15 protein-coding genes, 1 tRNA gene and 1 pseudogene are annotated in these 18,689 nt (G+C 46.0%); 7 read left to right on the top strand and 10 right to left on the bottom strand.

Annotated features, from left to right (window positions below; translation table 11 throughout):
- Nucleotides 1–45: 45 nt before the first annotated feature.
- On the bottom strand, nt 46–480 hold the full coding sequence (locus DXB92_RS07120; RefSeq protein ID WP_117733340.1) for a hypothetical protein: 435 nt from the start codon (nt 478–480) through the stop codon (nt 46–48).
- Between the two features lie 139 nt (nt 481–619).
- Here DXB92_RS07120 and DXB92_RS14325 point away from each other — a divergent pair.
- Nucleotides 620–889: pseudogene (locus DXB92_RS14325) on the top strand (transposase); the annotation flags it as partial.
- Between the two features lie 12 nt (nt 890–901).
- On the opposite strand, the gene DXB92_RS14120 reads toward DXB92_RS14325, so the two are convergent.
- Both DXB92_RS14120 and DXB92_RS07110 read right to left on the bottom strand, forming a co-directional pair.
- Complete coding sequence (locus DXB92_RS14120; protein ID WP_040647323.1) at nt 902–1,108, bottom strand: hypothetical protein; 207 nt, start codon at nt 1,106–1,108, stop codon at nt 902–904.
- Between the two features lie 41 nt (nt 1,109–1,149).
- The gene (locus DXB92_RS07110; RefSeq protein WP_117733339.1) at nt 1,150–1,686 is read right to left on the bottom strand and encodes a hypothetical protein; all 537 of its coding nucleotides are present in this window, start codon (nt 1,684–1,686) and stop codon (nt 1,150–1,152) included.
- Nucleotides 1,687–1,847: 161 nt separating this feature from the next.
- Between DXB92_RS07110 and DXB92_RS07105 the strand changes: the two genes are divergently transcribed.
- The 4 genes from DXB92_RS07105 (at nt 1,848) to DXB92_RS07090 (ending at nt 8,546) form a co-directional block, all read left to right on the top strand.
- The gene (locus DXB92_RS07105) at nt 1,848–4,265 is read left to right on the top strand and encodes a DUF4832 domain-containing protein (protein ID WP_117733338.1); all 2,418 of its coding nucleotides are present in this window, start codon (nt 1,848–1,850) and stop codon (nt 4,263–4,265) included.
- A gap of 338 nt (nt 4,266–4,603) precedes the next feature.
- Nucleotides 4,604–6,454: a DUF4214 domain-containing protein gene (locus DXB92_RS07100; protein WP_181976958.1), complete on the top strand. Its 1,851-nt coding sequence runs from the start codon at nt 4,604–4,606 to the stop codon at nt 6,452–6,454.
- Between the two features lie 206 nt (nt 6,455–6,660).
- Complete coding sequence (locus DXB92_RS07095) at nt 6,661–7,506, top strand: hypothetical protein (RefSeq protein WP_117733336.1); 846 nt, start codon at nt 6,661–6,663, stop codon at nt 7,504–7,506.
- On the top strand, nt 7,506–8,546 hold the full coding sequence (locus DXB92_RS07090; protein WP_117733335.1) for an acyltransferase: 1,041 nt from the start codon (nt 7,506–7,508) through the stop codon (nt 8,544–8,546). The genes DXB92_RS07095 and DXB92_RS07090 overlap by 1 nt, the downstream gene beginning before the upstream one ends.
- A 102-nt stretch (nt 8,547–8,648) precedes the next feature.
- Here DXB92_RS07090 and DXB92_RS07085 read toward each other — a convergent pair whose 3' ends face one another.
- Nucleotides 8,649–9,785, bottom strand: coding sequence for a glycerate kinase (locus tag DXB92_RS07085; protein ID WP_117733334.1), 1,137 nt, complete (start codon nt 9,783–9,785; stop codon nt 8,649–8,651).
- Nucleotides 9,782–11,272: a dockerin type I domain-containing protein gene (locus DXB92_RS07080; protein WP_117733333.1), complete on the bottom strand. Its 1,491-nt coding sequence runs from the start codon at nt 11,270–11,272 to the stop codon at nt 9,782–9,784. The genes DXB92_RS07085 and DXB92_RS07080 overlap by 4 nt, the downstream gene beginning before the upstream one ends.
- Nucleotides 11,273–11,776: 504 nt before the next feature.
- Here DXB92_RS07080 and DXB92_RS07075 point away from each other — a divergent pair.
- Entirely contained in the window at nt 11,777–11,956 is a 180-nt protein-coding gene (locus DXB92_RS07075) for an alpha/beta-type small acid-soluble spore protein (RefSeq protein WP_117733332.1), read from the top strand.
- 80 nt (nt 11,957–12,036) lie between these two features.
- Here DXB92_RS07075 and DXB92_RS07070 read toward each other — a convergent pair whose 3' ends face one another.
- From DXB92_RS07070 to DXB92_RS07050, 5 genes are all read right to left on the bottom strand, one after another.
- Nucleotides 12,037–12,573: a nitroreductase family protein gene (locus DXB92_RS07070; protein ID WP_117733331.1), complete on the bottom strand. Its 537-nt coding sequence runs from the start codon at nt 12,571–12,573 to the stop codon at nt 12,037–12,039.
- Nucleotides 12,574–12,579: 6 nt separating this feature from the next.
- Complete coding sequence (locus tag DXB92_RS07065) at nt 12,580–14,172, bottom strand: MBL fold metallo-hydrolase (RefSeq protein WP_117733330.1); 1,593 nt, start codon at nt 14,170–14,172, stop codon at nt 12,580–12,582.
- Between the two features lie 102 nt (nt 14,173–14,274).
- Nucleotides 14,275–14,781, bottom strand: a complete 507-nt coding sequence (locus DXB92_RS07060) for a GtrA family protein (RefSeq protein WP_021680681.1) — start codon at nt 14,779–14,781, stop codon at nt 14,275–14,277.
- A gap of 39 nt (nt 14,782–14,820) precedes the next feature.
- On the bottom strand, nt 14,821–17,385 hold the full coding sequence (locus DXB92_RS07055; protein ID WP_117733329.1) for a glycoside hydrolase family 9 protein: 2,565 nt from the start codon (nt 17,383–17,385) through the stop codon (nt 14,821–14,823).
- 302 nt (nt 17,386–17,687) lie between these two features.
- Nucleotides 17,688–17,776 (bottom strand) — tRNA-Ser (locus tag DXB92_RS07050).
- A gap of 264 nt (nt 17,777–18,040) precedes the next feature.
- On the opposite strand from DXB92_RS07050, the gene DXB92_RS07045 reads away from it, so the two are divergent.
- On the top strand, nt 18,041–18,604 hold the full coding sequence (locus DXB92_RS07045; RefSeq protein WP_021680679.1) for a hypothetical protein: 564 nt from the start codon (nt 18,041–18,043) through the stop codon (nt 18,602–18,604).
- The last annotated feature ends 85 nt before the right edge of the window (nt 18,605–18,689 follow it).

The raw sequence follows: 18,689 nt of genomic DNA, 5'->3' as shown, positions 1-18,689 counted from the left end.
GCATTTTCACGAAAACGGTGTTGGGATGCTCATTTATAGTATAGATTATACCTCATCTTCCTTTCCCAGATCACAAATAACACTTACCGCTTCGTTATTTTCCTCTGGCCATCCTGTCGTATTATACACTTTAAACGCTGCTACTAGGGAATTAATCAATTTATGATCTTCTACTATCATGTTTACTGAAATATCAATACGACTGATTTCCCAAATGACATTCTTGCCATTAATTCTTTTTTTAGCTTGAACAGGAATTGGTTGTCCATTATACATAAATATAAATTCTTCAATACATTCTAAAGTTTCTTTGTGTGTATAACAATGAGCTAACCACATATTACTGCTATTGTCTATTGTGATATATGAAGGTGTGATTCCTTCCATTATATCCCTATAGTTTCCGTAGGGATTTTTTATCTTCATATCTGATATCTTTTTCTTCTCAGAAATTGATAACTTTTTGTTTACAAACGCCATAATAAAGACCTCCAATGTACTGAACTCAATCGTACATATATTTTTTCAACTATAAATGAGCATCCCTAAGGCAACACCGCACAATTGCCAAACAAGCAAAAATATGATATAATAGATATATGGAAAGACAAATGACTATATGGAAAGACAAATGACGCTGGCAGAAATCAACGATGAACTTGGTGCAGCCAGAACCAATAAAAAAGAATTTTTAGAAAAGCTTGAAACAATCATACCATGGGAAACATTTTTTGAACTGATACAGCCGAGTTGTTACAAAGGAGAACTTGGCAATAAACCATACCCATTGGAATTGATGCTGAGAATATTCATATTGCAGAATGTCTACAATCTCGCAGACATGGCAGTCATGAACGAAGTGATCGACAGCCGTGCATTCTCCAATTTTTGTGGAATCAACTCACCGAGCGAAGTCCCAAACGGTGATACGAGATGTAGATTTATCAATTTTTTCCTCGTTTGCGTTTTGATATTTTGTTTTACGATATTCGTTCACTTTACTTTTCGCAGTTTCCAGATTTTCAAAATCCTTTCTAATTTCACCTACTGTTGTATTTTTATTATATCCACAAAATGAAATTTTTATATCTTTTTTGTCTTCGGCCATTATTTTCTCTCCTTAAAATTTGTGCAGTATTGCCTTGAATCTCATCTGCCCTCTTGCTTGTTCTTCAAAAAAGCCAGACAGGCATTTGCAGTTCCGTGGGTGAAGCCTTGCTTGTCGATCAACATGGTGAAATCCTGACGGGCAAAATATAGCACGATCCACCGTTTATCGCATCGAATCCATGTCAGGTTCTCATATTCCAGCTGGTATTTTTCCAAGGAGGAAGTGCTCATCATGCGGATACATTCCGGTAAAAAAGTGTATTGGTTGACCGCCTGTAGATCCAGTTTCCCCCTTGTGCGGCGAATGCGGTCTTGTATCTGTTTTTTCGGCAGATGCCATATCCAAAAGGCAGCAGCCAGCAGCAGCAAAAAAAAGAAATCCAAAAATCCAAGGTGAAAATCTGCCGTATCGCCAATTCCCAACAAAATGCCCCGATAGATCAGCCGTTCCAAAAACGGTATTGCCAGCAGAATTCCAATGGCACGGCAGATAATGCAGTGCTGTTTCTTCTGCATCTGTAAAATTGCAGCGTATCCGTCTTCTGTAATGCGTGTTGTGTTCTCAAAGTAGTCCAAAACGGCACCTCCTGTTTCTGCGATATTTTTATTATACCATGCGGGAAACGGTTTGTAAAGTTGTTTCGGAAAAAAGTCGAATTATGTCTTGACGAAACTGGGGCTTCTATGGTACAATAAAATATATACAAAACTGAATTTTTATATCGGAGGAAAACTATATGAAGTTCACAAAAATCATAGCTGCTGCACTGGCACTGCTCTGCGGTTCTGCCATGCTGCCGAAAGCCACTGTCGGTGCGGAAGAAGTACTCTTGGATTCTGGCATTGATTATACGGAATCTACGGAAACACTTGGAAATCCGGGAGCCGGATACAGTTCCGGTGTTGCGGTCAACTGCAAGCCTAACGACACCAAGGTGTACAACCCGACTGCTAGTCTGGTGGTGCTCTTTGTGGACATTGGCGGCTTTTCCAGCGGAGCAAACGGAACGACTGACGACAGCGGCAATTATACCGCTGGTACGGACTATGATCTGGACGAAACGTTCTTTACAAACTTCCGAAAAACATTGGAAAACTGCCGCAAAAACGGCTGTACAATTGGTATTCGTTTTCGGTATGATGCGAATGGTGTCCGCAATCCCGAACCGGCTACTTTTGAGCAGATGTGCAAGCATATCGAACAAATACGGAAAGACGGTTTTCTGGAAGATTACAAGGACGTTATTGCCTATGTAGAAAGCGGCTTTGTGGGTTGCTACGGCGAACAATGGGGCGGAAAATACTGCTCTTTGGAAGACAAGGCGAAGCTGCTGGATCTGTTGTTAGATGTGGTTCCTGACCCGATTCCGGTAACTGTAAGAACACCGAATATCTTTGCCAAATGGGCCGGCATTGAGGAATCGGAACTGGGAGAATATGTGCTGGAACCGAACAGCAAAGCTTCTCGTGTGGGATTGTACAACGACGGTTACATGGGTTCTGATTCCGACCTGGGAACGTTTCACAATCGTGAACGAGATTTGAAGTGGCTGCGGCAGCAGACGTATACCTCCTATTATGGCGGAGAATTTTCCGGAAATCTGGACTTTGCCAAACAGTACGATACATATCTTCCGGAAAATGCGGTGCCGGAAATGTATTATTCGCACTTGAGCTATATCAATTCGAATATTTTTAAACTGTATCAGGATTACACTTTCGGAAAAGAATATGATGTAGAGAACGTAGACAACAGTGCTTACTATGGGGAAACTGTTTTCAAATTCATACGGGATCATATCGGGTATCGTTTTGTGCTGCGGGATTCCGATTTGAGCGAAAGCGTGGAGCAAAACGGTATTCTGAAAGTCTGCACCAAAATTGAGAATACTGGTTTTGCCAATCCGATCATGCAGCAAAAGGCAGAGATCATTCTGGAAAAGGACGGGAATTATATCCGGACAGCTGTTGATGCCAATGCAAACCAATGGTATTCCTGCACAACTGTTTCTCCGGAATTTGACCTGAAGCTTCCCGCAGGCATTGAAGCCGGCAAGTGGAATGTCTATCTGAAACTTTCCACGGGAGAAAACGACATCAGCGAAACTAACGTTCGTTCTATACAGTTTGCCAATCATGATACCTGGAACTCTGCTCTGGGTGCCAATTATCTGGGTAGCTTTTCTGCAACGGAATCTGACAAGCCGCAGACAGACAACGACTTTTATCAGATCAACACAGAACAGGAACTCCCCCATTCTGACGGTTCTGTCTACACTTATCAGAACCTTTCTGTTGTAGACGGTATCTCCAGCAATGACACGGAATATGCGGAGGACAAGTGCACTGTCACAGATGATAACGGCAATCAGCTGTACATCACTAACAACGACCAATATTTATACGTCTTTGCTGATTTGACATATGATGCTGCTTCTCCGGTGTACAACCTTTCATTCCAGAACAAAACAAGTGGCAAACGGTGCTGGATCTACTATCAGGGAAACGGATTTGTGTATTTCAACAATGGTGTTCCCAGTGGCTGTGTCCAGAAGCATGGCGGCAGAAAAGTCGAATTTCGGATTCCTTTGGGAGAACTGGTAGATTTGGAGGCTGGAACTGAAATTTCCAACATCAGTGTGACCATTCAGGATCAGGCAAATTCGTGGGTAAATGCTGGTTCTGCCAAGGCAGACAGCTATATTTTACAGGACAATTTTGATGTGTATTCCGCAAAGCAGACAGTTTACCTTGCAGAAAAGGACACCATGCTGCTGACACCGGAAACCTCTGGAACGGGGCTTTCTTACCAGTGGTACCACAATGGAAAAGCAATTGACGGAGCAACGGAAAAAGCCTATACCGTTACAGCAAATACGCAGGAGGACTGTGGGGTTTATTCTGTTGCAGTTTCCTCTCCGAGTGGCACGTTGAAAACTGTGGAATTGTGTGATGTTAAGGGCATTATTTCTCAGACAATTTCGGGTGATGTGAATCAGGACGGCGTTGTCAACACGGCAGATATAGTGGCTTTGCAGAAATATTTGTTGGGAATCGATATACTGACAGAGGAACAGGCAGAATTGGCTGACACAACGGCAGACGGCACGGTGAATGGTTTAGATCTGGGATTGCTGCGGAGCATGATCGGATAAACAAGAAGTAAGGCGATATATCACAGTTATAGGCAAAAGAAGTCGGAACAGAGTATGGAATATACTCTGTTCCGACTTTCTTCTTCTAGAAACTGTTTAAAAAATTAACCAGGAATCATTTTACTGCTTTTCTTTGCGATTTGCTTATGGTATAATATGAATAAGGATAAATTACCAGATTCGATTCCGCATATTGGGACATCCAGCCAAAACAAGAATTTCGCTTGTCACAAAATCATTGTTTTATGCGTTAAATTCTATGAGAACTGTTTTGGCTTGAAAATATGCGGAATCGATTTGGCTGTCCAAATCAATTACAAGGGAGATCAGAGGCGTTTATGAAAAAGAAGTATCTTCAGAAGCAAATTCTTGCTGCAATGCTGACTGGCGTAATTGTGGTAAACACTTGCCCGATTGTCGCTATGGCGGCAGAAACTATGCCGCCGGAAACGGAAATGGTGCAGGAAGCAACAGAAGAAACGACTGCAACAGAAGCGGCGGAAATCCCAGAAACTCCGGGAGCAGAAGTGCAAACAGAACTTTCCGGTTCGGAAGCTGTGGAAGTTACAACCACAGAAGCGGAAACAGAAATGGCTACGGCAGATGTTGAAACTGGAACGGAAGAAATTCCGCAGACGGATGCACCGGAGGATATCGCAGAAGATTCTGTCACGGCATTTGTCAACCGGCTGTACAACGTGTGCTTGGAACGGGAACCGGATTCTGCTGGCTTAAAAAATTGGCATGACAGGATCAGCAGCGGCAGCATTTCTGCGGTAGATGCTGTTAAGGGATTTTTGAACAGCAAGGAATATCAGAACAGACAGCTCAGTGATGAAGTGTATATCGCTAATTTGTATCAGGTTTTCTTGAATCGAACCGGAAGCAGTTCGGAAATTCAGCACTGGCTGACTATTTATCAGCAGGGCGTTTCTAAAAACTATCTGATGCATGGCTTTTCCAATTCCACTGAATTCACAAATCTGTGTGTTTCTTACGGCGTGACACGCGGCAGTATTGCATTGACAGAAGAACGTGACAAGTATCCGAATGTTGCGAAAATGGTAGTGAACTGTTATGCTGTTCTGGACAGAATGCCAAGTGGCAGCGAGATCAACCAATGGATTTCTAAAACCAGAAACGGCGGTTCCGGAACTGCACTGGTCAAAAATATCCTGCAATCCCGTGAGTATCAGAACAAAAGCAAGAATGCCAGTGATGCAGATTATATTGCAGACCTCTATCAGGCGTTTTTCGGCCGCAGCTGCAATACTTCTGAGGTGCAGTCGTGGAAAAATGTTTTGAGCAACGGTGTTTCCCGCAATTATCTGATGGCACAGTTTGCATCTTCGGCAGAATTCAAAAAGACTTGTTCTGCGGGCGGTATTTCCAGCGGAAATATTACACTGACTGAAGAACGGGACAAGCACCCCGGCGTGGCAAAAATGGTTGCTGGCTGTTATCAGATTCTGGGAAGAACGCCTGCGGGGACAGAAGTGGAAAACTGGGTCAAAAAGACGATCACTACCGGTTCTGGTGCAGAACTGGCAGACGGATTCTTCAAATCGCAGGAATATCACAACAAAAGCACCAGCAATGCACAGTATGTCAATGACCTTTATACGGCAATTTTCGGAAGAACTGCCGACAGCAGAGGCTTTTCTTCGTGGAAAAACGCTTTGGACAATGGTACTTCCCGCGATACAGTTCGAAATTCCTTCTATGAGAGTGCTGAGTTCAAACAGCTTTGCAAAAAGAATGGTATTGTAGACAAGAAAAATCGCTATCCGAAAGCTGCGGCTGTTCTGAATCAGGTAGGCTGGGATCTGAAAGCGGCGTTCCAGTGGTCTGCCGGCATGAAGTATTCCAAGTACACGGCGACAGCTGCTCCGGGAATGGAATATTACGCAAATTATGGATTCACCTGCAAAACCGGAAATTGCTATGTTATGGCAGCTACATTCTGCGAAATGGCACGGGAACTCGGCTATGACGCAAAACAGATTTCCGGCAGCGTTCCGCTGAGAAGCGGCGGATATGGTCCGCACTCTTGGGTGGAAATTGCAATCAACGGAACTACTTATGTATTTGACCCCGACTTTACCAATGAAACCAAACGAAATGGATACCAGATCACATATGGACAGTCTGGTACATGGAGATACAATCGTGGTTCTGTAATGAACTGAGAAAACACAAGGCAATACCACACAAAGAGCGTCTGGCGACTTTGCATGCCATCTGCTTGCAAATTTCCCGTCATATTTCACAAAAATGCTCGTGAATACATCAAGTATTCATTCCGCTTTTTGTTTCATCTGACGAAAAATTTGACGACGCATCTGTCGCACAATCTTTGTATGGTATTGCCACAACTTAGGAATGGAGAAGAAAAATGAAGAAAACTTACATGGCATGGCTTGCCGCATTTTTGGCAGCGGGTGTATTTTTGACTGGGTGCAGTCAGGAGAAGTCGTCTTCCGGTGAATCTGCAACTGAAGGAACTACAGCAGCAACGGTCGCTACTGCTACCACAGAAGAAACTGAACCGGCTACCGAAGCCCCGACAGAACCGGAACTGAAAACGATTGGCGAAAAGGCAGAAGGCGAACACGTTTACAACGTGACGCTGAAAAATGCAACCGGAAAGGAAATCTCCGGCGTGGCGATCAAGGACAGTTCTCAAAGCGAATTCCCCGAAAACATGATGAAAGACAGCGATGTTTTTGCCGCAGATGAAGAACGTGTTCTTTACTATGATGCAACAGAGGCAATCGCTGCCAACTCTTCGGAAGAAACAGATTCCGACAAGATTTTGACTCCGGAATACACGATCCAGCTGACATTCTCTGACGGTACTACAGCAGAGCTGCATCAGTTCCCGTTTGATGATGTAGAATCTGCGGAGATCCACTGGGAAGATGAAATTGCTTATCTGGTATACACTTCTGTTTCCTCTCAAACCGAGGTAAATACAAAGGAAGCAGAACAGATGCAGGTACAGACGAGTGCAGAAACAGAGCCGGCTGCACAAGATGCAGAAGAAGTGGCAGCTGAGGACGGCTATCAGGGACAGCAGCCCGTCTATGTAGAACCGGAAGAATCTTATGACGAAACACCGGCAGCTGCTCCGGTAGAAAACACACCAGCGGAAGAAACACCGGCAAACAATAATGATGCTGCAAATGATACTGCGGATCCGAATAATGGCTGCCTTGGAGATGAGGGATTGTTTAACTAATGGAAATCACAAAACGACGTGAAATTTTCTTTCTCTCGGAATTGCGTGCAATTGCCTGCATTGCCATTGTCATACTGCATACGTTCTATGCCGCCAGTGTTTACGCACCGGATCATACTGCAAGAATTGCCGCTTTGACGACGAGAAATCTCATGATGTGGGCTGTTCCCTGTTTTGTCATGGTCAGCGGTGCACTGCTTCTGGATCCAGCACGGGAAGTGACATATCGGAAAATATTCCGAAAGTATATCCCGCGAGTGCTGGCTGCACTGGTACTGTTCTCCGTAGTCTTTCAGATTTTTGACGATGCTACCGGCGAAAGCGGCATTCAGTTCAAAACGATTCTTTACGGGTTGCAAAATGCAGTGACCGGAAGCGGCTGGAAGCACATGTGGTACTTGTATCTGATTACAGCATTGTATTTGCTGTTGCCGTTTTATCGGAAAATTGCTGCTTCCCTCAACTCAAAAGATACTTACTACTTGTTAAGCGTTTATCTGGTGTTTCTATCGCTGCTGCCAATGTTGCAAACACTGACAGGAAAATCGACAGCATTCTATATTTGTGTTTATAGCGTCTATCCCCTTTATCTTTTCTTGGGTGATGCTTTTATGCAGAAACGCATTTGCAAAAAGCCGTGGCTGATGATTCTTCTGGCTTCTGTGGGAACAATTGCAGTTGCCTGTCTGACAATTCTTAGTGAGAAAAAGTCCATCGCCGCATTGTCAGAACTTCTTACCAGTTATGCATTCCCGTTGATCGTATTGCAGTCTGCCGGAATTTTCGGGCTGATGTCCTACAGAGAAAAGAAAGCACCTAAAGTGCTCTATTGGATTTTACATCAGGTCGATCAGTGTTCGTTCGGTGTTTATTTGATACATATGCTGTTTCTGAAACTGGTGCTTGTGGTCTGGAAATGGAATCCCTATATGCATGGCGGATTTTTTATGATCCTGGCACTTTCCGTTGGAACGTTTCTCTGTTCGTTCCTGTGTATTCGGTTGCTGAAATATGTTCCAATACTGAAAAAAATTCTTTGAGTTTGAAAAAACGATTTGATTATCAAAAAAGAGTATCTCAAATGAGATACTCTTTTTGTTTGTCACTTTCTATTTTGGCAATACTACTTTTGCAAAAACACATTACCGCATTGCACGAATCAGCCGGAACACCTGCTCTGCTGTATCAGTCAGATTTTGCCTTGCAGTTTCTCTGTATAGAGCGTTCTCCAATGTGGTTATTTCTCGCAGTATCGGGAAAAAGGCATCGATTCCGTGAACATTGCAAATCGTCGCTGCATGTTCTGTGCAGCCGCAAAATGCCAGCACTGATTTCTGATATTGCTTGGCAAGAGCAGCAACCCCGATAGGTGCTTTTCCCATGATGCTTTGTGCGTCCAGTTTCCCCTCGCCAGTGATAACAAGGTCTGCATTGACAATTGCCTGTTCCAGTTGAGTTTCCCGCATAACGATCTGAATGCCGGATTCCAGTTCAGCGTGCAGGTAGTTTTTCAACGCAAATCCCAGTCCGCCTGCGGCTCCGCTGCCGGAACAGTTGGGGTCACTTTCCGGAAACAGCATTTTTGTCAGCTTGGCATATCGGGCAAGCCAATTGTCCATTTGGGAAATTGTTGTTGCATCAGCACCTTTTTGCGGTGCAAAAATAGCACTGCACCCTTGTTCTCCGCAGAGTGGATTGGTGACATCACATGCCACTTGAAATGTGCAAGCAGATAATTCCGGCAGTACATTTTCGGCGGTGATTTTTTGTAACTGCGAAAGTCCGACTGCTCCGCAGGGAATCTCGGTGTCATCTGCGTTTCGAAAAGAAAAACCCAATGCCTGCAAACAGCCTACGCCGCCGTCATTGGTCGCACTGCCACCAATACCGATGATGAATTTTCGACAGCCCTTGGCAATGGCATCTGCGATCATTTCTCCCACGCCAAAAGTCGTGGTGTAAAGCGGATTCCTCTCGGATTCGGACAACAGCGGAAGTCCTGCCGCAGCTGCCATTTCCATTACGGCGGTACCAGACGGCAAAATGCCATAGTTTGCTGTTTGCTTTCTGCCCAGCGGGTCGGATACTGTTACTGTTTCCAAATATCCGGACAACCCATTAACCAAGGCTTCTGTAGTCCCCTCTCCGCCGTCTGCAATTGGTGAAACCTGGATCTCAGCTGGCATGCCGGCTCGTCGGATTCCATCGGCAATAGCATTTCCTGCTTCCAGAGAGGATAAACTGCCCTTGAAAGAATCTGTCGCAATCAGAATTTTCATGCTTCTTGTGCTTCCTTTCGGAGTGCCTGCTTCATACTGCACAGATCCAGTCCATTCAGCTGACCGTCTGCATTGTAATCTCCGGCAGCCAAATCAGTCACATTGCCGCTGCCCAACAGCCATTTCTGCACCATAACAACATCTGCAATGGTGAACTGTCCGTCTGCGTTGACATCTCCGATCACTTTATGCGAATTTTCCTCAAGCTGCAATGCATCAACACGCTGTATCATGTCTGATTCCCGATCATAGGTAAACTGTATTGAAATTTTGTCGCCAGCTTCGTAGTGGCTGAGATTTTTGCTTTCGTCCCCGTGATAGTAGGAGTCCCCTTGGAAGAAAAATGTGCCGTATTCTGCAAATGTGACAGAAGTATTCGGTACTATTTCAGAAATGGTGTCTGTGAACGATACGGTTTCATAAGCCGGCTGTGTTTCTGAAACCGTTGTTGTAACCGTAGTTGTTGTGGTTTCTGTTGTTTCTGTAGTAGTTTCTGAAGTTGTGGCAGTTGTGGTTGTAGATGGTGCCGTAAGATTGAATCTACCGTCCTCTTTCGCCAGATATGACCAGAGATACCGGAAAAACCAACCGTCAAAGTTAGTGATCGTTTGAGAAGAACCTGCCATCATGATCGACGTGCCGCCGTCCGGAAATCCTCCCGGCGGAAAGCCGTCGGATTCTCCCTCGCCGCCATAAAAATCAGTCAGTCCGAAGCTATGTCCCATTTCGTGTTCCAGAATATGCATACTGGAAGTGCCGGCGATCAAGCCCAGAACGGCGTTGTCTGAAAACTGCTGTCCCCAGTGGTAGCCGAAGCCGCCCATATCGATCATGCCTTGCGTTGCCTGCAAGTACATATCGTAACGATTTTCGTAGCCGTCTGGATACTGGTATGACTGATCTGCCCAGTGAATATAGCGGTATCGTGTTTCGTCGCCGATTGGTTCCAATGTAGGCAGCTCCGAAACCGCCATGTTTCCGTCTGTGATGTAGCTGGTATCTGCTGGAATTGTGGTGGTATACACGGTTTCGTCCGGCTGCAGATCCAGCAGGCAGTTCTGATCCAGCACTGCCCAGCCGACGATTTGTACATTGACATGGGTGTACGGCCAGTTTTCATAACCTACCAGCCAGTCAGTCCAGTCGTTCACTGCCGTTTCCAGAACGGTTTGCAGCTGCTTCCGCTGCTCCAGTGTGATCGTCTGTTTGCTCTGCCATTTTACAACATACTTGAGTGTTCCGTTTCCGGCGACGATCTGGTCGTAGATCGTTGCCCAGTCTTTTACGGAGTCTTCTGAAATGATACGATTTTGCAGAATCCACTCCGCCGCAGATTGATATGTACTGGGCATATCTGCCAGCGTTGTGCCGGAAGATGCAGCCTGCACTGCAACCGGCGTTACGGTATTCGGAACGGATATGGGTGCAGCCAGAGCACAAACACTAAGTGCGGCTACTACCGCGGCGGAAAGCCATTTCTTTTTCATACAATTCCTCCTGTTCTGATTTCCAATCGAAAATATCTTCTTTTATTATGCCATATGTCGAAATAAATGTCAATATACATAGGGCAATACCGCACAAAGAGCGTCTGACGACTTTGCACGCCATCTGCTTGCAAATTTTCCGTCATATTTCACAAAAATGCTCGTGAATACATCAAGTATTCACTCCGCTTTTTGTTTCATCTGACGAAAAATTTGACGACGCATCTGTCGCACAATCTTTGTGCGGTATTGCCATAGATTATTTTGTGCAGTATTGCTTTTGCAAATATGTTTTTTTGCAGAAGAAAGCATTTTCCATTGTTCCCAAAGGCTTATAGAAAAAATACGAAAAAACTACCTGTCATAGAAACGCCCTTTTGTCCTATACTATTCTTGCAGCGGCGAACACGAAACACAGCGTGTGAGAAAAAGCAGCTGCTGAAAAATGAAAACAAACTTCTGGGATAAGTCGCTTATCCCAGACATGAAAAAGGAGAATGCACTATGAAGGGTGAATTTACGCAGAAGGGCAAGGAAGCTATGGAACATTTTAAGATGGAATCTGCCAGCGAAGTTGGCGTAACTCTGAAGCAGGGTTACAACGGCGATCTGACTGCACGGGAAGCTGGATCCATCGGAGGGCAGATGGTGAAAAAGATGATCGACGCCTATAAGATGCAGTAAAATTCTCATTTTTTATCCAAAAAGGTCTGGTGCCCCAATATGGGTATCAGACCTTTTTCTATACATCATGCAGTATTGCCTTAGTCTATCCAGAGGATCTGGTCATCTTTCCGCGGCTTTGGCTGCGGCAGTTCTCCGGCAGCGTAGCCCAGAATACAGAATCCCACGCCGCGATAAGTTTCCGGAATCCCCCACTGTTTCAGCAGTGCTTTTCCGGCTTCGCTGTCAAATGTTTCTCTTGCACGGTGAATCCAGCAGCTGCCCAGATCGACAGCGTATGCTGCATTCAGCATGGCACCCATGGCAAGGCTGCCGTCTTCTACCCATGTGTGTACTGTGGAATCTACCAGTACCAGAATTGCCACCGGTGCTCCATAAAACGGATCCCGATCTGCTGCACCCATGATCTCTGCGTTTTGCTTGGACAGCTGGTGCAGCATTTCCGGATTTCGTATCACCACAAATTTGGTAGGCATACGGTTCATGCCTGTGGGAGCATACTGTCCGGCAGTCAGAACTGCCTGAATTTTTTCCTGTTCCACCGGCTTGGTACTGTTATAACTCCGCACGCTTCTTCTGGTGCAAAGTGCATGCAGTACTGCATTTTCTTCGTACATGTTCGATTACCTCCGTTCCCATTTGGAGCAGAGTTCGCCCAGCTGGTCTGCCATTTTTGCCAGTTCCTTGTTGGACAATCCCCTGCTGTTTTGTACCAATGCTGTCAGACGGCTCAACGTCTGCGACAGCCGGTCGTATGTCATTGCACTCCGCCGCGGCTTCTGCTGAATCGGCACCGCAGGTGCATCGTAAGTGATTTTTCCGGTGGCAATGTCAAATTCCGCACCGCTGTACGGTGCATAAGCATCAATGCCCAAAGACAGCCACAATTTTTCCCGAAATGCCTCAGCAGATTCTGCCGAACCGTGGTTGACGAACACTTTCTGTACGCCCTGTACTTGTGAGATCCACGACAGCAGCCCTTTTTGGTCTGCATGTCCACTCATACCCTGCAGCTGAACGATCTGAGCACTGACCTGCACGGTTTCGCCAAACAGTGTTACCGTTTTGGCTCCCTCGATAATGCGTCTACCCAAAGAGCCCTCTGCCTGATAGCCAACGAACAAAATGGTGTTTTCCGGCTTCCACAAGTTGTGTTTCAAGTGGTGTTTGATTCGTCCGGCTTCGCACATACCACTGGCGGACAGAATGACTTTCGGGCGTTTGTCTGCGTTGATTGCTTTGGAAGCATCGCTTGTCACTGCCGGAATCAGTCCGGAAACGCCAATGGGGTTAATGCCGCGGCGAACATATGTCAGTGCTTCCTCATCGAAACAGCTTTCCTTATTTCGCATGAAAATTTCAGTTGCTTCAATGGCAAGCGGGCTGTCCATGTATATCGGGAAATCGCTGAATTCCGGCAGCATGTTTTCATCTTTGATCTGCTTGAAATAGTACAGTAGTTCCTGTGTGCGTCCTACAGCAAAAGACGGAATGATGACGCTACCGCCACGGCTGAATGTATCTTTTAACACCTGTACCAAGCCTGGAATATATCCCTTTGGCTTTTCGTGCAGCCGATTCCCGTAGGTGGATTCCATGACCACATAGTCTGCATCTTCCGGCGGCTGCGGATCACGAATTAGCGGCTGGTTCAGGTTACCGATGTCACCGGAAAATACCAGTTTTTTGGAAATACCGTTCTCGGTCAGCCAGATCTCAATGCTGGACGAACCCAGCAAATGCCCCGCATCGAGAAACCGCACATCAATGCCGGATGTCAGCGTGAATCGTTCGCCATATGGGTGTGGCACAAACAGTTCCAATGCTCCCAATGCCTCTTTCATGGTGTACAGCGGCACATAGGGTTCGCCGCCTTTTCGCATTGCCTTGCGGTTTCGCCATTCTGCTTCGAATTCCTGAATGTGTGCACTGTCCCGCAGCATGATCTCACAGAGAGAACACGTGGCTGAGGTAGCGTGGATCTCACCGGAGAAGCCGCCGGCGTACAACAGCGGCAGCAAGCCGGAGTGGTCAATGTGAGCATGCGTCAGCAGCACATAGTCGATTTGTGACGGAGCACAGGGGATTTTTACATTTTCATAGGTATCTCTCCCCTGCTCCATACCGAAATCCACCAGAAGCCGCTTTCCGCAGACTTCCAGATAGGTACAGCTGCCAGTGACTTCATGAGTAGCCCCGATAAATGTCATTTTCATAAACGATTCACTCCTTTCAAATATAAAAAGCACTGTACAGCAGGGCAAAACCGCCCACGGCTGACAGTGCTTTCTTTGGACAAAAGCGGCTTTTTCAGCCGGTTAAGCTTCTTTTTTCGAAAACAAGAGATACTTCCGTGCGAAGAAATTCCACAGGAATGCCACCATAGTGGAAACTACTTTTCCGATCATCTGATAGGCACTGGTGATATTTCCAAGTGTTATCTCGCTGACCTTTGTAATGCCGATCGTCAGCAGAAGTCCCACCACGCCGATTGCGGCGAATGCGAGAAATTCCACCAGACGGGACTGCACTTTCGACGAACGAAAGACCCAGAATGTACTCAGGAAGTAGTTGGCAAGCAGTCCGGCAACAAAGGAACAGCCGTTTGCAAGAATGGCGTAATGCTGGTCAAATACGGCAAAAAACAGCAGTGCGGAAATTCCCCAGTCTACCACAGTTGCAGCTCCGCCTACAAAACAGTAGCGGAAGAATTGAATCAGCGTATTTTCAGTGGCACCGGCAAATAATTTCCCGAATTGTCCGTGCCTGAGAATCTGCCAGAATTCCTGCCAGTTGGAAGTTGGTTTTGTATGTTCTTGCTCCATGAAGAATGATATTCCTTTCTTTCGATTTCAGCAATGCCTTTACTTTGCCTGCGGTCCGAGGTATTGAATGATGTGTACCAAAAATTGCAGAAGCATAACGCTGTCTGCGGTGTCCACTTCTCCGTCAACGTTGCAGTCGCCGGCACGCCGCTGCTGGTCGTTCCCTGTCACTGCACCGGCAGCCATCTTATTCAGCAACACGGCATCAGTCACATCGATTCGACCGTCCAGATTAACATCACCGTACATAACAGATGGTGTGACATCAGAACCGCTTTCCGAGGTTTTTATAGTGGTTGCAGTGGTTTCGGTTGTATCTGTGGAAGGTGCAGCGGATGATGTCTGCTCCGTTGTGGTAGTTTCCGCAGAGGCACTGGTAGCTTTGGTTGTTGCAGTTGTTTTTACTGTTGTTACAGTAGTAGTTTTAGTGGTAGTGATCGTGGTTTCCGCAGGTGTTGTTGTGGTGGTAACTGCCGGCTTGTTGCCGTTCGGTTCAATGCCGCCTACCAGTTCTCCATTGGAGTATACACAAATGTAATCGGTTCTGGTTTCGGAGCCGTCCTGATAAGTATCCTTGCACTTGGTAATGCCCTGATAACTCCAGTCGTTGGTGGGATCCCACTTATCGCCGTAGTACAAGCCCACGGTGAACTGATATTTCTTGTTGGAGTTGGCAATTTTATAGCCGTCCCACTTTACTTCTACATAGTAAATATCCGGATCGTAAGAAGCATCGTACTGGTACGGACCAGAGATCACACCGTCTGCCGGAGCAGCTTCTACGCTTGCCTGATCGTATAACTCATTGCCGGTAACTTTGCTGATATTGGATTTGTTTTCCATTTCTGCGATACTGAAATAATACCGCATGGACAGGTCGGTCTTGGGTGTGATAGAATTGGTACGCATCTGAATGGCAAGCTTTGTCACGCCGGCACCGGAAGTCTGTATGTCGTCTACCGCATAAGCATCTACCCAGAAATCGTTGCCGCCGTTATCACTGCCGCTGTTCTTATCTTCCGGCGGGAAATCCGGTGTGATCTCCATTGCATCTGTGCCGTAGTAATCATACAGACCAGCACACGCTCCTACAAAAGCAGCGTTATAGTCAATGGTAACTTCGTTATAGATCCAGTCTGCGGTAATGTCGTTATGCTTATCCTGTGCATCCGGACCGCCGACCAGTGCACCATAGAGCACATGCTTCTGCTCGTCGGTGTCCTCACACTTTGTCAGACCAGAAGCTGCACGGTGGTGCGGGAATTTCGCTGCGGTTTCATCGTAGCCAACTTCATAGGCACGGTTCATGGGGTTATCCCCCAGCAGATATTCCATCTGTCCCTTTGCCCATTCGCTGTATTCGCCGGGCTTTCCGTTGTTGTTATATTTATCGTATACCAACGCCATCATCTGAGCCGCCGCATTGTATCGTGCGGAGCCCCATGTGTTCAGCCAGAAATAACCAGCCGGTGTAATGGTTCCCACGCCGCCAGTCATGTATTTGTTCAGGGCTTCTGCTACGGAACTCCAGCAGTTCATTTCCTCGTAGGGACTCTTTCCGGCAGCTTTCTTGTATTCGTCAATGAAGTTCGGGTACTGCTCGCTGGTGATCTCGCCCAGAATACACTGCACGCCGCCCCAGACATCGTTCCAGCAGTAGACATAGCAGGGTGCTGCATAGTAGTCGTAGTACGGGAAGATTTGTTCCAGATAGTGGTGATCGCCGGTGATCTTGTACATCCATGCAGAAGCCCAGCAGTAATCGTCTTCCCACTTGGACGAATTGTAATAAGCCTTCGGACCATCGCCGTTATCGCTCAGCTGCTTTTCGTGAGTTTCTGCGAATTTATACAGTGCTGTTGCATAGTCCAGCGACTTCTGTGCATATTCCGGATCGGTGTCCTTGAAGTTCAGGTAGTTGATCGCCAGCGAAGCAGTGGCAGAAGCAACATAGTCTGTCTGTGGCTTATCGCCGGTGAGGAAAAATGCCGGACGATCCATTTCATCCAATTCCGGTGCGTTCCAGTAAGCGTGGTCAATGTCACCGTCGCCTACCTGATAGCAATGTGCGATCACGTCACCGTTGGAATCCAAGAAGGTACACTTCATCAGATAGTCGTTAAAGTACCGCAGAATAGTTTCGATATGGTCGTCCTGACCAGTTTTCTGGTAAGCATCACGGAATTCGTAATAGCCCCAGCCCAGTGTTGCTGCAGAGTAGTTCTCCGGCATACCGAATTTTACATGGTCGCCGGCATCATGGAAACCGCCGGCAACATCGATGTAGCCGTCCCCGTCCGGATCCAGTATATCTTTATACTTGGTGAGGAAATCGGCACTTAAATTGGTGGCGGTGGAGTTCATGGCAACCTGAGCATCATAGGTATGGCAGTTGCCACGCCAAGTGTAGCGGTTGTTGTCCTGTACTTCTGTGCCGCACATATTGCCGTCGTAAAAATAGATGGAATATTGCAGTGCCCGTGCAAAATTCGCTTCTTTTTCGTCCGCAGCTCCCACGGCTACAGAACTGCATGTCCCTGCCAGCATAGCACCGCTGAGCAAGACGGAAAGCAGTCGTTTGCTTCCTTTGGAAAATCGTTTCATTTAATTTAATCCCTTTCCTTTCCGAAATGATTTGATCGGAATGCCTTTATTCGATTATCTTCATTATACGCGATTTTCGAGAAAAAGTCAACAGTTTTTTTCTTGTTTCATTGCACAATTTGTGAAAAATGTAAGTTGCCTTAATGATTTTCCCGCTTTATAAGCTTTATAAATAGATGTTTTATGCAAAATATCAGCACTCGGCCGTAAAATACGAAAATGCGTGCACAATATTGCAAACAAGACTAAAAAAGCCACACAATTTCAAACAAAGTCGAAACTGCGTGGCTTTTTGAAAAACATGGCGGAGAGTGTGGGATTCGAACCCACGTGTCCTTTCGGACAACTGCATTTCGAGTGCAGCTCGTTATGACCACTTCGATAACTCTCCAAATCAGTGCATAAGAATCGTCAAATCCAACGACGATACAACACTTTGTATTATATCACATTTTACAAAGAAAAGCAAGCTTTTTTTTAAAATTGTACTTGTGCACAAATTTCATCTCAATGTTTTGGTGAAAATTATCTCATTTGTTGTATTTTCACTAGTATTGCAGAAAGGCTTGACTTTTCCGGAAAAATCCTTTATAATAAAGTGAAATGTCTTTGCGTAAAAACAGTAAAATTTTCTTTTTCAGAAAGGTTTTGGAATATGAAAAACTTCTTTGCAAATTTGTCACACCCCACCAAAATCACGCTGATCACCTGCTCCAGCTTTGTGATATTGACAATGCTGATCTTGATTTTTTTGATGCTCTGTCCGATTCAGGAAAGCAGTTCCGCCAACAACGTCAATGATTCTCTGGTGGTAACTGTGGCTTCCACAGAAGAAACCCAGATCACCAGCGAAACCACAGCGTCAGCAGTTTCTACTAAATTTGAGCGAAAGACCACCGATGCCAATCGTGTCATTACAGAAACTATTACTACCGCGAAAACCTATGGCACACAGGCAGTCTATGAAGATGATGATACGTATAACAACTACGGTTCATATGATGACGATACAGACAACAGCTATCAGCCGGCAGTGACCACACGGGCATACTACAACAATAATACCAGTAACGCAACAAAACCCCGATACACCACTCCGGCAGCGACACAGCCGCCGGCTCCAAATGCTCCTGTTGTTACACAGGCACCAGTAGTTACTGCGGCACCTTCTGTTCCGGAAGAAACGATTCCGGCTCCAGATGATGGTTTCTATGATTGATTTTCTAGGAACAAAACCATATTGATGAATAAAGAAAAAACCGGACTAGGCAGCACTGCCGGTCCGGTTTTTTGCAATAGGACAT

Origin of the sequence: Ruminococcus sp. OM06-36AC (assembly GCF_003438725.1) — a bacterium.
Lineage (GTDB): Bacteria > Bacillota > Clostridia > Oscillospirales > Ruminococcaceae > Ruminococcus_C > Ruminococcus_C callidus.
This window is presented reverse-complemented; position numbering and strand designations above follow the sequence as displayed.

What these genes read in the sequence shown, in the direction of transcription:
- DXB92_RS07070 (WP_117733331.1), bottom strand. Translation starts at nt 12,573, where the DNA reads ATGTACGAAGAAAATGCAGTACTGCATGCACTTTGCACCAGAAGAAGC.
- DXB92_RS07075 (WP_117733332.1), top strand. Translation starts at nt 11,777, where the DNA reads ATGAAGGGTGAATTTACGCAGAAGGGCAAGGAAGCTATGGAACATTTT.
- DXB92_RS07055 (WP_117733329.1), bottom strand. Translation starts at nt 17,385, where the DNA reads ATGAAACGATTTTCCAAAGGAAGCAAACGACTGCTTTCCGTCTTGCTC.
- DXB92_RS07100 (WP_181976958.1), top strand. Translation starts at nt 4,604, where the DNA reads ATGAAAAAGAAGTATCTTCAGAAGCAAATTCTTGCTGCAATGCTGACT.
- DXB92_RS07045 (WP_021680679.1), top strand. Translation starts at nt 18,041, where the DNA reads ATGAAAAACTTCTTTGCAAATTTGTCACACCCCACCAAAATCACGCTG.
- DXB92_RS07090 (WP_117733335.1), top strand. Translation starts at nt 7,506, where the DNA reads ATGGAAATCACAAAACGACGTGAAATTTTCTTTCTCTCGGAATTGCGT.
- DXB92_RS07080 (WP_117733333.1), bottom strand. Translation starts at nt 11,272, where the DNA reads ATGAAAAAGAAATGGCTTTCCGCCGCGGTAGTAGCCGCACTTAGTGTT.
- DXB92_RS07060 (WP_021680681.1), bottom strand. Translation starts at nt 14,781, where the DNA reads ATGGAGCAAGAACATACAAAACCAACTTCCAACTGGCAGGAATTCTGG.
- DXB92_RS07095 (WP_117733336.1), top strand. Translation starts at nt 6,661, where the DNA reads ATGAAGAAAACTTACATGGCATGGCTTGCCGCATTTTTGGCAGCGGGT.
- DXB92_RS14120 (WP_040647323.1), bottom strand. Translation starts at nt 1,108, where the DNA reads ATGGCCGAAGACAAAAAAGATATAAAAATTTCATTTTGTGGATATAAT.
- DXB92_RS07120 (WP_117733340.1), bottom strand. Translation starts at nt 480, where the DNA reads ATGGCGTTTGTAAACAAAAAGTTATCAATTTCTGAGAAGAAAAAGATA.
- DXB92_RS07105 (WP_117733338.1), top strand. Translation starts at nt 1,848, where the DNA reads ATGAAGTTCACAAAAATCATAGCTGCTGCACTGGCACTGCTCTGCGGT.
- DXB92_RS07085 (WP_117733334.1), bottom strand. Translation starts at nt 9,785, where the DNA reads ATGAAAATTCTGATTGCGACAGATTCTTTCAAGGGCAGTTTATCCTCT.
- DXB92_RS07065 (WP_117733330.1), bottom strand. Translation starts at nt 14,172, where the DNA reads ATGAAAATGACATTTATCGGGGCTACTCATGAAGTCACTGGCAGCTGT.